Origin of the sequence: Cohaesibacter gelatinilyticus (assembly GCF_900215605.1) — a bacterium.
Taxonomy (GTDB): domain Bacteria; phylum Pseudomonadota; class Alphaproteobacteria; order Rhizobiales; family Cohaesibacteraceae; genus Cohaesibacter; species Cohaesibacter gelatinilyticus.
This window is the reverse complement of sequence record NZ_OBEL01000009.1, coordinates 25,130-41,182: the sequence shown is the minus strand read 5'-3', so window position 1 is coordinate 41,182 and position 16,053 is coordinate 25,130. Positions and strand designations below refer to the sequence as shown.

The window sequence follows — 16,053 nt, the reverse complement described above, 5'->3', positions numbered from 1 at the left end:
TTGAATACCAACAAGAGAAAAGGCGGATATGCGACCAAATGTGGGGTTATGGTTGACCCAACAACTTGACGAACTCAGTGCTTGGTTGGGCCTGGTTCTTCGGTCTTGGGAGTGGTGCTGCTTGCTCGGCGGCTAATACCAGCGCCCAATAAACCTTGTATTTCACATTTGGGTTGTAGCGAGTTGCGATGCCCATATGGGTCACATTTTCATTGAGCATGTTTTTATTATGTCGTTTGGAATCCCGCCAACCGGAAAAAGCTTCTGCCAGAGTCCAATAGCCTGCGGAGATATTCTCTGCCGTGTAGGCATAAGCATAATTGGCGCGTGCAAGACGCTTTGGCAGGGTTTGGGTCTTCTTCAGGCTATGGCGCACCTGTCCAGCCTCGGCCATGCCATCGGCTTGCTCTTGTGCTGCTGCGGTGAGGCGCGGGTCCAGCTGTAACGGCTTCAACCCTTTGCCTTGTCGGTAGGTGTTGATCAGAGACAGAGCTGCCTGCTGATCAACCGGTTTGTAGGATTGATCAAGCCGTTGATAGAAGGCTGGTTGCTCGGGTTGACTGGAGGAAAGGCAGCCTGACAGCGTGATTACGGACAGAAACAACGTGCAGGCGAATGCTGTTTTTTTCACGTTTGATCGGGATTTAATAGGAACCATCTGCATCCCCCTCAAGATCGGCCTCATCCGAGGTCATCTCATGTTTGGTTTTTGCGGCTTTTGTTGGGCGCTTTGGCTGGATGATTTCCAAATCATCATCTTCCGCGGAGATGGAACGCACATGAATATCCTGCTGTGGGAAGGGGATTTCAATATTCGCCTCTTTCAGGGCTTTGAAAATGGCGAAGCGCAAAGCACTTTTGGCGGATAGGCTGTTGTCGATATTCTGGATATAGCAACGCAATTGAAAATCCAGTGATGAGGCACCAAAGTCCATGAAATAGACGGTTGGCGATGGGTAGCTTGCTATATGCTCGGACTCTTCTGCAATCTTGAGAAGGATCTCTCGTACTTGCTCTGGATCGGCATCGTAGGAGACGCCAACAGGAATGATGATGCGGCCCATGGAGCCATTATGCATCCAATTCATGACCCTGTTGGAGATGAGGTCCGAATTAGGCACAATCACCGTCGCTCGGTCGAAAGTTTCGATCTTGGTGGCGCGAACGGAGATTTTTTTCACATAGCCCTGATCCGCCCCTACAACGACCCAGTCACCTGTCTTGATCGGGCGTTCGACGAGCAGGATAAGGCCGGAGACGAAATTGTTGACGATGCTTTGCAGGCCAAAACCGATACCCACGGATAGAGCACCTGCAACCAGCGCCAGATTGGACAGATCAATCCCCAGATAGGAGAAGGCTAACATCACCGCAATAATGAAGCCGACATATCCTACGCTGGTCTGGATGGAGTTTTTGAGGCCTGTGTCCAGATTGGTGCTAGGAAGCAGTCGTCTTTCCATCCAGCGCTGAACGCCTTTTACAAGAACCAGCGCAATGATGAAGACCAGAATTGAACCAAGAATGCCGACTGGTGAAATTTGCAAATCTCCAAATTGCAACTGAAGCGCACCCGTCTTGATCGCGGTGAAAAAGTCGGTCGAACGCAGCCCCCATGGTGCAAAGATCAACAAAGCGGTGGCACAGTAAAGAAGAATGCGGAGCACACCATTGAAGAGTACGCTGATCTGGCCAAGAGTTTTGGCTTTCAGACCCATGGAGGTAGCCAGTTTGCGCACTTTGTCGGTATTGGGATCAATATTCTCAAGAAGGAAATTATCGATGAAACCGGTCAGAATGCCCAAAAGGCCGAGGGTCAGGAAAATTCGCAACAACTGCTCGGATAGAAAGAAACCAAGCGAGACATAGCCCAGAATTGGCGCTGCTATAATAACGATACAGCTTAACCAGACCAATGGTCGCAACCAGAGCAAAAATGTAGGAAGGGCAAAACTTGGATTTTGATAATCCTGCTCATTTGATGTTTGGGGGGTATCCGATCTGGCTGCGGCACCCACGACCAGCTTCAAGGCAATCCAGATGAGAATTGCCGAGATGATGGAAGAGGCTCCTCGGATCATGATGGTGGTTTCCAAACGACCGATCAGGACTTCACCAAAGGCGCTCACGGTAGCTTGGATCGCATAGGTCGTGATCAGGAGCAGACCGATGCCAAACAATTTGGTGGCTCTGGGAGTGCGATAGTTTACCAGTCGATAGGTCGGCTTTTGAGGAGCGAGCAAGGCGCGTAGAGTGCCATAGGAAAGGGCACTGATGAAGACAACAGCCAATAAAAGTTCGATAATCTGCTCAATTCGGAAGGGTAGCAGAGATGCATTCTCGAGAATGATGGTTCCACCCACAAGAATGGCAAAAGGCACGAACGTATAGACGAAGATTGACCAGAGCGCATGACTGGAGCGTTGCAACGGGGTTGGATGTTCCAGTCTTGCCAGACGTGCGATGCCCGAAAAGAGCAGATATCGTAAGGGGCCAATAATCAGGAGTGCCACCAGGAAGATCATGCCAAAGACCTCCCAGATTCTATCTTCGGCCTTGTTGGACAAGTAGGACATCCAATCGGAGGATAGTAAGAATGTGTTATCCCACAAGGTGCCTATACCGGACAAACCGCGTGCCCAGAGAATGGGGTTCAGAATGGTTCCGCTGCGTTCCAGCAGTTCGCTGGTAAAGCGATCTTGCAATGAAAGCGTGATGCGATTTTGCAAAAGATCTGCCCGCACGATACTGGCACGTATCAGCGTCAACTGGCTTTGCAGATTGGCGTAAATCTTGCCCAAATCGTCACGTTGAGTTTGAAGCTGTTTTTCTTCTTGTGTGGTATCGCTTTGTGCTGCAGGTGCGCCGCCGCCACTTTCTTGCGTTGGTAATGTTTCTTCTGGTTTTCCGGGCTCTTTTGCATCTGCTTTCGGATCTGTTTTGGCTTTCTCTTCAACCGGGGTCAATGCATCCAGACGGGCCTTGGCCTCGGCCGCTTGAGGAGCCAGATTGGCCTCCAGTTGACTGGCTTTGGCCTTGATGTCTGCAATCTCGTCCTGAAGATCATTCAATCCTTCAGCACTTATATGCTTAAGTCCCAAAGATTTCTCGACCTTGTCCAAACGCTTGGTTAGATCAGAGATTCTGGCAGTCTGCTGATTGCTGGCTTCACTCGTTGACTGCGATGCACTTTGTGCCAGCGTCGGAGTGCTCCCCAAGCCAGGCAATGTGGCAACACTGAGCACAGTCAGCAGGCACAATCGAAGGAGGGACATGCGGGATCGGGACATAAAAGTAGCAGGAACGTAATTCATATCAGCCTGTTGGTGTCCGCCAAATACATTGACAGAGCATTGCGTGATTGAAACCAAATCATTGGAACAGCTTAGGGGGAGCAGGGACGATATTCAATTGTCTTACATATTCATCCAGTACTTCCCATTCGCTCGGTTCGTGCGTAAGTTGGCATTGTGCGATACATGATTGAGAAAAGAGGCAGTGATATGACCGTGCTTGATCAGTTCGATCTCAATGATTCGGACTTTCCGCAGAAACTTGAAGAGCGGATGATGAATAGCGGTGGCTATCCGTATGACAAGAAGCTCAAGCGCTCTCGCTATGAAGAAGAGCTGGAGCAGCTGCAAATCGAGATGGTCAAGGTACAGGAGTGGGTGCGTGCCAAGGATGAACGTATTGTCATTGTCTTTGAAGGCCGGGATGCAGCAGGTAAGGGCGGCTCAATCAAGGCGCTGACCCAATATACCAATCCACGCCATGTACGGGTGGTGGCATTGTCCAAGCCAAGTGACGTGGAACGCGGCCAATGGTATTTCCAGCGCTATGCCAAGCAATTGCCGACCCAAGGCGAGATCGTCCTGTTTGATCGTTCCTGGTACAACCGGGCAGGCGTTGAGCCTGTCATGGGCTTTTGTACTCCGGAGCAGACTGAAAAATTTCTGAAAGATGCCCCACGCTTCGAAGATATGATCTTGGACAGTGGGACCAAGCTGTTCAAGTTCTGGCTCAATATCGGGCAGGAAATGCAGCTCAAGCGTTTTCATGATCGCCGCCACAGTCGCCTGAAACATTGGAAACTATCGCCTATTGATATCAAGGCGCTAGATAAGTGGGGCGCTTATACTGATGCCCGTAATCTGATGCTTAAGCATACGCACACATCCCATAGTCCATGGACCATCTTGCGGGCCAATGACAAACGCCGGGCGCGCCTGAACATGATGCGCTATCTGTTGCTCAATCTGAATTATGATGGCAAGGATGAAGAGGCCATTGGCGAGATTGATCCCAATATTCTGGGGCATGGTCCGGCATTTCTACATGGATCGGAATAGTGTTGATCCTGGTCACGAAAAAGAGGCGGATAAACCGCCCCTTTTCCTTGCCGTTCAATGACCGAGTACGGGAGTTCAAGTCGTTGAAAGGCAATCTTTCAAAGCTTTGATATTGTTGCGGATCAGGTTGATGTAGAGATTTGATCCCGCTTTTTCTGTCGCACCAATCGGATCCAGCGTGCCGAGCTTGGCCGGTGTGTTTTCCAGCAGAACCGGGACGATCTTGTCCGAGAATTGTGGTTCGGTGAACAGGCAGATCGCTTTCAGATCAGTGAGTTTCTTGCGCACTTCTTTCACACGGGCAGCACCGGGTGAAACACCTGGCTGCAGCATGATGGAGCCGGTTGCACTCAGATCAAAGCGCGCTTCCAGATATTGATAAGCGTCATGGAAGACAAGGAATGGGCGTTTTGACAATGGTGCGAGCTCTTTCTTGCCTTCCTCGATCAAGGCATTCAGCTTTTTGACAAATGCATCCTTGTTTTGCTCATAGACCTTGGCATTGTCTGGATCAATTTCTACTAGTTCCGCAGCAATGGCATTGGCCATGGCGATACCGTTTTGTGGGTCCAGCCAGATATGGTTGTCCATGCCACCTTCGTCATGGCCGTGATCATCCTGCTTGGCTTCTTTGTCGTGATCATGATCCTTGTGGTCGTCATGATCATCGTGCTTGGCCTCTTTGTCGTGATCATGGTCCTTATGGTCGTCATGATCATCGTGCTTGGCCTCTTTGTCATGATCATGGTCCTTATGGTCGTCATGATCATCGTGCTTGGCATCTTTGTCGTGATCATGGTCCTTATGGTCGTCATGATCATCGTGCTTGGCATCTTTATCATGGTCATGATCATCATGTTCATCATGATCGTGATTATGCTTTTCCCAATCGCCTCCAGAGCGCAATGGCAGACGTATGATGTCTTTTGCATCCATCAACTCCAAAACATGGGCCTTGCCAGCGAGTGTTTTGAGAGGGTCGATCAGAAATGTCTCGATATCGGGACCTACCCAGACGACCAAATCCGCTTCCTGCAGGGCTTTTGCCTGTGATGGGCGGAAATCTGTACTGTGCGGGGATGCATTTTGAGGCACCAGCATGTCCGCTTTGCCCACATCACCAAGAATGGCTTGAGTGATGGAATGAACTGGGGCAATGGTGGCAACAACTTTTGGAGCAGCGGTCGCGGAGCTCGTACTCGCGATACCTGCCAACAACAGTGCGGGAAGGACAATCTTGCCGGCCAATTTCGTGAAGCCGAGGGAGGAGGCTTTAAGCGTCATCATTTGAAAAATTCCAAATATGTTATGTTATAACGTACCAGATATTCCCTTCCGTGGCAGTTTGTCAAGATATGAATGAAACGCTTCTGCAAGGCCTATGACTGGAGATCAATGGTGATAGAAGGCGGGAATTGCGAAATTAATTAGCACCAGAATAAGTCATCAGTATTTTGGACATAAGTCATAACACCTATGGTGATGGCAAAAGTCCGCAAGAATGGCGGTTTCTTTGGGGTTTGTTAACTGTCCTTGGTCAGAGTGAATGTTTAATAACATGCAAATTTGATGAAGATGATTGAGACTGTGATGCTAAACTTCAAGCGGCGCCAGCAGCGGGAACATGCTGGCCCGGCTCAGGATCACTCTGAGGTGGGACAAAATGAAACGATGACAACAGATATGGGACAATCTGTTGCTGCCAAGACAACACAATTTGATGAGGGCCTGTTTCGCAATGTGGTTCATGATCTGAATGGGTTGGGTCAGGAACTGGCTGACGTTGCAGGAGAGATTGAGCAGCTCAGCAGTGAGACCAATGAAGTTTTTCATTCCTTCTCACAATTGAAATCCTCTGCTGGCATGGTTCAGGAGTCCAATGATCGTATCCACGCTGCAGCGAGCGCTTCCTTTGAAGTAGCGGAGCAGACATCTGTCGATATGGCCCGAAGTCGTGAGATGGTTGAGACGACCAATCTCAAAGTTGCGGAATTGATGCGAGCAGTCAGTGGTATCAGCACGCAACTGCAAGGTTTGCAGGAAGCCTTTGGATCTGTACGTGATGTAGCTGGTGCCATTGATGCGATTGCTCGTCAGACCAATTTGTTGGCTTTGAATGCCACGATTGAGGCCGCCCGTGCTGGTGAAGCTGGCAAAGGTTTTGCGGTGGTGGCAAGTGAGGTGAAGCAACTCGCCGCCCAGACCAGTAAGGCAACCGAGACGATTGGAGACACGCTCTCCGATTTGGACAAGGAGGCTGAATTGCTGATTGAGTTGAGCGCTGAAGCAACGGGTGCAATGGGGGATGTGGAAACCAGTTCAGCCTCCGTGCATGAAGTCTTGCAAGGTTTGGACACTGCTTTCCAAACCATTCGTCAATCTTCGCAGGAGATTGAAAGTGGCGTTGCCGAGAACAACCAATCCTTGCGATCTTTGGTCGATGAGGTGAATTCAGTTCATGGTGCTTTCGAGACCAACCAGGAGGGCTTGAATTCAGCATCCGATCGTATGGTATCTGCTGCCAGAACGTCCGATAAGTTGGTAGCGACGTCCTCCTTGGGAGGATTGGAGACTGAGAATACCTTCTACATCCAGACTATTGAGGAGCTCGCACATCGAGTATCGGAGACGTTTGAAGAAGAATTGCGCTCTGGCCGCATTTCCGAGAAAGATCTGTTTGATCAGAGCTATACACCAATTGAGGGGACCAATCCGCAACAGGTTGTGGCTCCATTCACAGCCATGACCGATCGCGTGATGCCGGACATTCAGGAACCGATTGTTGCCAAACATAAGGAAATTGCCTTTGTGGCGGCGGTCGACAAGAATGGCTATCTGCCAACCCATAACAAAGTCTTTTCCAAGCCACAGGGTAAGGACGAAGTCTGGAATGCCGCCAATTGCCGCAATCGTCGTATCTTTGATGACCGGGTTGGTCTGGCTGCAGGTCGCAATACGGAGAAGTTCCTGCTGCAAACCTATCGTCGGGATATGGGCGGCGGCAATTTTGTGCTGATGAAAGATCTCTCAGCTCCGATCACCGTGCGAGGACGCCATTGGGGTGGTCTGCGGATGGGCTATCGGACTGATTGAGGCACCAATGGCAATGAGTGCTGAAGACGTGATACATCTATATGACGAATTGGAGGGGGCTGGTGTCCCCTTTTGGTTTGATGGAGGATGGGGTGTCGATGCCTTGCTCGGATCTCAGAGCCGCAAGCATAAGGATCTCGATATCGTCATCGAGCAACGACATCTGGCTGCAGCTCTCACCTATCTAGGCAGTCAGGGCTTTGTAGATGCACCAAGTGAGGATCGGCGTGACTGGAACTTCGTGATGGCTCATGAAGATGGCCGGGTCATCGATTTCCATGTGATCGTGTTCGATGAGGCTGGCAACGGAATTTATGGCCCGGCGGAAAATGGTGACGCCTATCCAGCATCCGGCTTTACCGATATTGGCAATATAACCGGCCGGAATGTTCGGTGCCTCAGTGCGGCCTATCAGGTTCTGTCCCACGATAGCGGCTATGAGTTGGCCGAGAAAGATTTGGCAGATGTGCGGGCATTGTGCGCCGCCTTTGATTTGCCTTTACCGCCCAGATTTAGGACGTAAAAATAGAAAGAACGGCAAAGCGGGGACTTTGCCGTTCCGTCTCTAAAGGCAGGAGATGACCTAAAGGCCACCCCAATGGAGGTGCCTTTTGGAGATTAGACGCTTTCTTCCAAAAGCTTGGTTGCGACTTCCAGTGTCACAGGAAGAGGGTTGCCGCCGCAGCTTGGATCTTCGATCGCCATGGCTGCGAGATCTGGAATGCGATCTGCGGTAACGCCTAACTCAGACAATTTCTTTGGAACCCCCAGCTCTTCGCTCAGCTTCATCAAAGCAGCAAAGAAACCATCAAAGCCACCTTCGATATTGAGATAGCGAGCCAGAGCTTCGATCCGTTCTTCAATGGCTGGACGGTTATAGTTCAGCACTGCAGGCATCACGATCGCATTGGTCATGCCATGGTGAGTGTTGAAGACTGCGCCAATTGGATGGGAGAGGGCATGCATGGCACCCAGACCCTTCTGGAAAGCGGTTGCACCCATGGCAGCAGAGGCCATCATATGACCACGTGCTTCGATGTCGTTTGGGTCTTTGGCAACCTTTGGCAGATTTTCCCAGGCAAGGCGCATGCCTTCCAGAGCAATGCCCTGGCTCATTGGATGATAATGCGGGGAGCTGTAAGCCTCCAGCGAATGGATGAAAGCATCCATGCCGGTGCCGACAGTGATCATCTGAGGCATGCCAACGGTCAGTTCGGGATCACAGATCACGACGCTTGGCAGCATCTTTGGATGGAAGATGATCTTTTTAACGTGGCTCTCGGAATTGGTCAGCACACCTGCACGGCCAACTTCGGAACCTGTGCCAGCTGTGGTCGGAATGGCAATGTTTGGATAGATGGCATCAGCATCCGCACGGGTCCACCAGTCACCAATATCTTCGAAATCCCAGATTGGGCGGGTTTGATCTGCCTGAAAAGCGATGAGCTTGGCAAGGTCCAAACCGGAACCGCCGCCAAAGGCAATCACACCATCATGGTTGCCATCGCGAAAGACCTTTACACCAGCTTCGAGATTTTTCTCGGTCGGGTTTGGATCAACATCTCCAAAGAGACCACGGCCAAGACCAGCTTCTTCCATCAGATCGAGAGTAGACAAGGTGATTGGCAGATTGGCAAGGCCCTTGTCGGTAACGAGCAATGGCTTTTTCATGCCAGCGGCTTCACAAGCCTCGCCGATTTCCTTGATGCGGCCAGCGCCGAAGCGGATAGGAGTGGGGTAGCCCCAGTTTGCACTAAGCGTCATGGAGTTATGCCTTCTTCAGGTGATAGGATTTTGGACGGGTCAGGTTCTGATAACCGATAACGGAGAGTGCGCCACCGCGTCCGGTATTTTTGCAGCCGGTCCAGCACAGGCCCGGATCGAGATAATCAGCCCGGTTCATGAAGATGGTTCCGGTCTCAATCTGAGCGCCAATATTGGCTGCACGCTCCGGATCCTGCGTCCAAAGGGATGCGGTCAGGCCGAACTCGCTGTCATTCATCAGCGCAATGGCTTCTTCATCGCTTTCCACTTTCATGATGCCAACGACAGGGCCAAAGCTCTCGTCGTGCATGACCCGCATGTCGTGGTTCACGTCCACCAGGATCTGAGGCATCAGATAGGCGCCGCCATTATCTTCCGGGAAGAGGGATGGATCAATCAGAGCCTTGGCGCCAGCCTCGATTGCTTCATCAGTTTGGCTGCGAACTTCCTCAGCAAAGCGTTTGTGCGCCATCGGGCCCATGGTGGTGGCTTCATCCAGCGGGTTGCCGAGCTTGTAGCCGGAGACGATCTTGACGGCTTTTTCGACAAATTCGTCATATTTGGAAGCATGAACATAGATACGCTCTATGCCACAACAGCATTGACCGGAATTGAACATGGCACCATCAATCAGGGTATCAACGGCTGCATCCACATCGGCATCATCCATGACATAGCCAGGATCTTTGCCGCCCAGCTCAAGCCCAACACCGGAGAAGGTGCCAGCAGCTGCGGTTTCAATCGCCCTGCCACCACCGACGGAACCGGTGAAGTTGACAAAACCGAAGGCTTTGGAGGCAATCAGACTGGAGGTGGTGTCATGATCCAGGAAGACATTCTGGAAGACCTCTTCTGGCACGCCCGCTGCATGGAAGGCTTTTGCCATGCGTTCACCCACCAGAATGGTCTGGGTGGAATGCTTCAGCATCACGGTGTTGCCAGCAATCAGTGCTGGAGCCACGGTGTTGATGGCCGTCATGAAAGGATAGTTCCATGGGGCGATGACCAGCACCACGCCATGGGGTTCCTTTAGGATGCGGCGCTCGAACTTGTCGCTCTCTTCCACCACGATTGGAGCCAGCGATTCTTCGGCAATGGTGGCCATGTGCGAGGCGCGTTCGTTGAAACCACCAAACTCGCCGCCATAGCGGACCGGGCGGCCCATCATCCTGGCCAGCTCAGGAACGATATCGTCATTCATTTCGCCAACTTTGGCGACACCGGCCATGACCAGATCGATCCGTTCCTTCAGGGGACGGGCGGCCCAGGCTTTCTGGGCGTTGGTCAGTTTGGTGACAACGGCATTTGCGGCATCACCATCAAGGGTTTGCCGTTCTGCAAAGACGCTCCCGTCAATGGGGGAGATACATTGAAGAGTCTTGCTCATGATTTGGCTCATCATTTGCGGGTTTTAATTCAGGGAGGGACCCTGGCTTTTATCAGGCCCGTTCGAAGCCGCGCGCGACTTCCCAATCGGTGACCTGCTTGTCAAAGATTTCCTGTTCCCAGCCGGCACAACGTACATAATGGTTGATGACTTCATCGCCCATCGCAGCACGCAGCATGGCTGAGTCATTCAACACACTGGTTGCCTCACGCAGGGTGGACGGAATGGAGCGGGCATCACTGGCAGCATAAGCATCGCCAGAGAATTCAGGTTCCAGTTCGCGTTTGTTTTCAATCCCATCAATACCAGCGGCCAGAAGGGCTGCCATGGCCAGATATGGATTGAGATCGGATCCACCAACTCGGCATTCGACGCGCACACCTTTGGTGCCATCGCCACAGATGCGATAGCCAGCGGTACGGTTGTCCTTGGACCAGATGGCTTTGGTTGGCGCGAAGGTGCCTTCCGCAAAACGCTTGTAGGAGTTGATATAAGGCGCAAGGAAATAGGTGATGTCAGAGGCGTTATGCAACAGACCGGCTACATACTGTTCCATCAGTTCGGACATGCCATATTTGCGGTTCTCGTCATAGAAGAGCGGGGTCTTGCCGTCGATTGACCAAAGAGACTGATGCACATGGGACGAAGAGCCCGCAGCCTCATTGCTCCATTTGGCAAGGAAGGTGAGGGCACGGCCTTGCGCCCAGGCGATTTCCTTGCAGGCATTTTTGACAAAGGCATGGTTATCGCCAGTGGTCAGGGCATCGGCATACTTGACATTGATTTCTTCTTGACCGGCGCTTGCTTCACCTTTGGAGCATTCTACCTCGATGCCAGCATCATGCAGACCATTGCGGATGGCGCGCATGACGCTCTCTTCCTTGGTGGTCTGGAAGATATGGTAATCCTCATTATATTTGCCCCAGGTTTTCAGGCCGTGATAGCCACCTTCGTGTGCTTCTTCAAAACTTTGCTCGAACAGGAAAAATTCCAGCTCGGTAGCCATGAAAGCGGTCATGCCAAGGTCATTCAGGCGTTTGATCTGTGCTTGCAAGACTGCGCGAGGGGAATGCGGAACCGGCTTATGAGTATTGTGGTCCAGCACATCGCACATGATGAAGGCGGTTTTTTCCAGCCATGGAACCAGACGGATCGTCTCAAGGTCGGGTTTCATCACATAATCGCCATAGCCCGATTCCCAGCTCGTTGATTTGTAACCCTCGACGGTTTCCATTTCCATGTCGGTGGCGAGCAGATAGTTACAGCTATGGGTTTCCTCATAGGCGCTTTTGCAGAAATAGGAGGCGTGAAAACGCTTGCCCATCAGGCGACCTTGCATGTCGACCTGGCAGGCCAGAACGGTATCAATCTCGCCGCTATCAGTGAGGGCTTTGAGTTGATCGAAAGACAAGGTACCGGACATGGTAGCAATTCTCCGTCTGTGGTCGGTTGACCGAAATCTGTTTGGGTAATTGTCGGACTGGCTTGGGCCAGCTTCTTGTTCAAGGTCCAGCCCCGAATCTGTTTCGGGACTGGAATGTGTATGCCACGCTATCAGCTATAGCGATAAGGACGACCAGCTTTATCCATGGATGCGTTATAATCCTTGAGGATTTTCACAACCCGAGCATTGCGGTCGGACTTGGCTGCAATTTCATCCCAGAATTTATGTGCTTCGGCTTCAACCGTCGCCCATTCTTCATCAGGGATGGAAGTCAGCTTCATCTTTGTACCTTGGGTGCGCAGCTTGGCTTCACCTGCCCAATACCAGTGCTGACGATAATAGTGAGAGCTGTCCATGCAGAGCTTGAACAGGGTTTTCAGATGCTCAGGCAGCTCGTCCCAACGCTCGGAATTTGCGAAGTAGGAACCAGCCCAGGCACCGGAAATGTTGTTGGTCAGGAAGTAGTTGGTCACATCAGCCCAGCCAACGGTATAGTCTTCGGTGATACCGGACCATGCGATGCCGTCCAGCTCCCCGGTCTGCATGGCGACTTCGATGTCTTCCCAAGGCAGAGTGACAGGGACAACGCCAAAGCGGGACAGGAAGCGACCAGCGGTTGGGAAGGTAAAGACCCGCTTGCCTTTGAGATCTGCCAGGCTGTTGATCGGGTCTTTGGTGGCAAAGTGGCATGGATCCCATGCGCCAGCAGAGAGCCAGGTAACGCCTTCCACTTCATTATAGGCTTCTTCCCAGATTTCCTTCAGACCCCAATGGTTGAAGAGAGCTGGAACGTCGAGGCTGTAACGGGAAGCGAAGGGGAAGTAACCGCCGAACACGGATACATCAACCGGGGCAGCGATGGAATCGTCATCGGACTGTACCGCATCGATGGTGCCGCGCTGCATGGCACGGAACAATTCGCCGGTCGGAACCAGCTGATCGGCAAAGTAGAGCTCGATTTCCATCTCGCCATTGGCTGCCTTGTTGAAGGCATCGATGGATGGCTTGATCACATGCTCGGCAAGGGCTGCACCGGCATAGGTCTGCAAGCGCCACTTGATTGGCTTGCCTGCTGCATGGACTGCAGGCGCCGCAAGGGTGGAAGCCCCGGCTGCGGCAGTAACCATGCCTGCTTTTTTCAGAAAATCACGTCTGTTGGTCATTGATCTTCTCCTCTGGAATTCCGACCCGTTGGGGTCAGAAGGGATGGTGGTGGTTTGTCAGGTGTTATGGGCTTTTGCCCTTTCTTATCGTGGGAGATCTTGCCAGGTCTTCCCGGCAAGATCGGAGCTCGCATTAGCGGGCATAGACTTTCTCCGGTAGCCAGGTGGCCAGCTCGGGGAAGATGGTAACTAAGGCCAATCCCAGCACCATGATGGCAACGAAAGGCACCACGGAACGATAGATATCGATCAGGGATATCGTTGGGGGCGCCATGGCGCGCATCAGGAACAGGTTGTAGCCAAAGGGTGGTGTCATATAGGCGATCTGACAGGTGATGGTGTAGAGAACGCCATACCAGATGAGATCGAAACCGAGAGATCCGACAAGCGGAATGAAGAGCGGGGCCACAATCACAAGCATTGCGGTGTCATCCAGGAACATGCCCATCAGGATGTAGGAGAGCTGCATCATGATCAGGATTTCCCATGGACCGAGGCCCAGATCATCCAGGAACAGGGTGCGGATGGCACGCACTGCACCCAGACCGTCAAACACGGCACCAAAGCAAAGGGCCGCAAGGATGATCCACATGAACATGCAGGAAATGCCAAGGGTCTTGCGAACGGTGGACTCGATCAATTGCTTGTTCAGCAACCCCTTGATGGCGGCAGCACCCATGGCGGAAGCCGCACCGACCGCGGAGCTTTCGACCAGGGATGTAACTCCCATCAGGAACAGTCCGGTCATCAGGAAGAAGATGATCAAGGGTAGAATGCCAGCGCGTAGCAGCTTGAGCTTTTCGCTCATTGGCATGTCACGCTCTTCTTTTGGCAGTGCTGGACCAAGATTGGGCTGCATTTTGCAGCGGATCACGATATAGGCGATGAACATGGCCGCCAGAATGAGACCAGGAAACACGCCGCCGAGCCATAGCTTGCCAACTGGCTGGCGGGCGATCATGCCATAGAGAACCAGAACGACGGATGGTGGCACCAGAATGCCAAGGGAAGAGCCTGCCTGAATGACGCCGGTAACCATGATCTTGTCATAACCGCGGCGTAACAGCTCTGGCAGCGCGATGGTTGCGCCAATCGCCATACCAGCAACGGACAGACCATTCATGGCCGAGATGATGACCATCAGACCGATGGTGCCGACTGCAAGGCCGCCGGGAAGCGGACCCATCCAGACATGGAACATCTTGTAAAGATCTTCCGCAATGCCGGATTCGGACAGCATATAGCCCATGAAAATGAACAATGGCAGGGTGAGGAGCGGATACCATTTCATCAGCTTCATGGATGCGGAAAAGGCCATTTCCGATCCACCGGTTCCCCAAAGCAGCAAAGCTGCACCTGCTGCGACAAAGCCGATGGCGCCAAAGACACGTTGTCCTGTCAGCAACATGACCATCATGGTGCTGAACATCAAAAGGGCAATCATTTCATAGCTCATCCGATGTCCTCCCCGGTCAGAATATCCACGCCGCGCAGACGACCAAGATCATGAAAGAAGGCTGCAATGGCCTGTAGCAACATCAGGAAGATACCGATGCACATGATGATTTTGATGGGAGCCATTTGAGGAGCCCAGGCGGAATAGCTCTGCTCGCCATATTTGAGAGCATATTCGGTGGACGAAATGCCGCCATAGAGCAACATGAACAGATAGAAGATAAGCAGTAGAACAGTGAAGCAGTCCATTAGCATTCGGGTCTTTGGTGACCAGCTGCCATAGAACAGATCCATACGAACATGGGCATCGAGCTGCATGGAATAGCCACCACCCAAAAGATAGTAGGCCACCATGACGAACTGGGCCATTTCCAACGTCCAGATGGAAGGTGTGAAAAAAGTCTTGGAGATGGAGGAATAGAGCAGAATTCCCATCATCACAAAAATCAGATACATAGCGATGGTACCGACATGACGGTTCATCACATTCACATATCTGACAAAGGCTGTTATCGCATTTGGCACGATCTGCTCCCCATTGGCAGGTGGCGATTGCGGGATTGCATGTTGGTTATGCCCCCGTTGTCCGGGATCCGTCTTGCGCGGATATCTGGGCGATGGCTGCAGTGAACAGCCGGGATAATTTTTCAGCCATAGCCCTTTGCTGATCTTCTGTTTCAATCAGATCATTGCGGATTTCGATCATCACATTGTGAAGGCCGAAGGGAAGGGCATGGGTTTGAAGGGTATGGGTCACGCCATCCGTTGGACTGTATGGTTCGTTGGCACGGATGATCAAATCGTTTTCGTCCGTGCTTGATCGCAGAATAGCATTGGCAAGGCGGGTGTCCTGATCGAAAAGAATGCCCAATTCCACCTCACGTTTCTTGCCGTGATAGATGGGCGTGAAGGAATGGATTGTGATGATGAAGGGTGGACGACTCGCTTCTCTGCGCGCCTTGATGAAGTCTGCGAGTGCTGTCTCAAACGGACGATAGATGGCATTGGTACGCGCATCTCTATCATCTTGTGAGAGATTATGATTGCCGGGAATATCGAAGACTTCACTACGCGCTGGCATGGCATCGTGAGCACTTGGTGGACGATTGCAATCATAAACGAGGCGTGAGTAATTCTGATGGATGAAGCTGGCATCCAGCAATTTGCTTAAGTGTAGTGACACACCCAATGCACCCGGATCCCAGGCAACATGGCTCCTGGTTGCTTCCTCATTCAATCCCAGGCTGCCGAGTGATTTCGGGAAATGATTTGAGGCATGTTCGCAAATCAATAGGATGTCGCCAGCTGCTTGCGCATGGATCAATGTCACCGGGGAGGGCTCTCCGGTCTGCAAGACGGTCATTTTGTTCTGATTTGAAGCAGAATGTGGCACGG

The 16,053-nt window shown here is 51.9% G+C and carries 13 protein-coding genes; 3 read left to right on the top strand and 10 right to left on the bottom strand.

Annotated elements, in window-relative coordinates; all coding sequences use genetic code 11:
* Positions 1–46: 46 nt before the first annotated feature.
* Together CRO57_RS23050 and CRO57_RS23045 are read right to left on the bottom strand one after the other, a co-directional pair.
* Positions 47–658, bottom strand: coding sequence for a CAP domain-containing protein (locus CRO57_RS23050; protein ID WP_244580193.1), 612 nt, complete (start codon positions 656–658; stop codon positions 47–49).
* The gene (locus tag CRO57_RS23045; RefSeq protein ID WP_170956225.1) at positions 645–3,275 is read right to left on the bottom strand and encodes a DUF3772 domain-containing protein; all 2,631 of its coding nucleotides are present in this window, start codon (positions 3,273–3,275) and stop codon (positions 645–647) included. Before CRO57_RS23045 ends, CRO57_RS23050 begins: the two co-directional genes overlap by 14 nt.
* 228 nt (positions 3,276–3,503) lie before the next feature.
* On the opposite strand from CRO57_RS23045, the gene ppk2 reads away from it, so the two are divergent.
* Positions 3,504–4,352, top strand: coding sequence for a polyphosphate kinase 2 (gene ppk2 / locus CRO57_RS23040; RefSeq protein ID WP_244580192.1), 849 nt, complete (start codon positions 3,504–3,506; stop codon positions 4,350–4,352).
* Positions 4,353–4,427: 75 nt separating this feature from the next.
* On the opposite strand, the gene CRO57_RS23035 is transcribed toward ppk2, so the two are convergent.
* Positions 4,428–5,639: a zinc ABC transporter substrate-binding protein gene (locus CRO57_RS23035; RefSeq protein WP_097155884.1), complete on the bottom strand. Its 1,212-nt coding sequence runs from the start codon at positions 5,637–5,639 to the stop codon at positions 4,428–4,430.
* A gap of 303 nt (positions 5,640–5,942) precedes the next feature.
* On the opposite strand from CRO57_RS23035, the gene CRO57_RS23030 reads away from it, so the two are divergent.
* Positions 5,943–7,445 (top strand): methyl-accepting chemotaxis protein, encoded by a 1,503-nt coding sequence (locus CRO57_RS23030; protein WP_170956224.1) that lies wholly within the window; start codon positions 5,943–5,945, stop codon positions 7,443–7,445.
* Between the two features lie 7 nt (positions 7,446–7,452).
* A complete protein-coding gene (locus tag CRO57_RS23025; protein ID WP_097155882.1) occupies positions 7,453–7,968 on the top strand; it encodes a nucleotidyltransferase domain-containing protein in 516 nt (171 codons plus the stop codon).
* A 95-nt stretch (positions 7,969–8,063) separates the two neighbouring features.
* Here the strand turns inward: CRO57_RS23025 and CRO57_RS23020 are convergent, their stop codons facing one another.
* The 7 genes from CRO57_RS23020 to CRO57_RS22990 all read right to left on the bottom strand — a co-directional run bounded on the left by CRO57_RS23020 (position 8,064) and on the right by CRO57_RS22990 (position 16,021).
* On the bottom strand, positions 8,064–9,209 hold the full coding sequence (locus CRO57_RS23020; RefSeq protein WP_097155881.1) for an iron-containing alcohol dehydrogenase: 1,146 nt from the start codon (positions 9,207–9,209) through the stop codon (positions 8,064–8,066).
* A gap of 4 nt (positions 9,210–9,213) precedes the next feature.
* Entirely contained in the window at positions 9,214–10,596 is a 1,383-nt protein-coding gene (locus tag CRO57_RS23015; RefSeq protein WP_097155956.1) for an aldehyde dehydrogenase family protein, read from the bottom strand.
* Positions 10,597–10,648: 52 nt separating this feature from the next.
* The gene (locus CRO57_RS23010; protein WP_097155880.1) at positions 10,649–12,019 is read right to left on the bottom strand and encodes a glutamine synthetase family protein; all 1,371 of its coding nucleotides are present in this window, start codon (positions 12,017–12,019) and stop codon (positions 10,649–10,651) included.
* Positions 12,020–12,150: 131 nt separating this feature from the next.
* Positions 12,151–13,203 carry a TRAP transporter substrate-binding protein gene (locus tag CRO57_RS23005; protein ID WP_097155879.1) on the bottom strand — a complete coding sequence of 351 codons (1,053 nt, stop codon included), beginning with the start codon at positions 13,201–13,203 and terminating at the stop codon, positions 12,151–12,153.
* A gap of 133 nt (positions 13,204–13,336) precedes the next feature.
* Complete coding sequence (locus CRO57_RS23000) at positions 13,337–14,659, bottom strand: TRAP transporter large permease (RefSeq protein ID WP_097155878.1); 1,323 nt, start codon at positions 14,657–14,659, stop codon at positions 13,337–13,339.
* Positions 14,656–15,183 (bottom strand): TRAP transporter small permease subunit, encoded by a 528-nt coding sequence (locus CRO57_RS22995; RefSeq protein WP_244580191.1) that lies wholly within the window; start codon positions 15,181–15,183, stop codon positions 14,656–14,658. Before CRO57_RS22995 ends, CRO57_RS23000 begins: the two co-directional genes overlap by 4 nt.
* Positions 15,184–15,229: 46 nt before the next feature.
* Entirely contained in the window at positions 15,230–16,021 is a 792-nt protein-coding gene (locus CRO57_RS22990) for an N-formylglutamate amidohydrolase (protein ID WP_097155876.1), read from the bottom strand.
* Positions 16,022–16,053 lie beyond the last annotated feature (32 nt).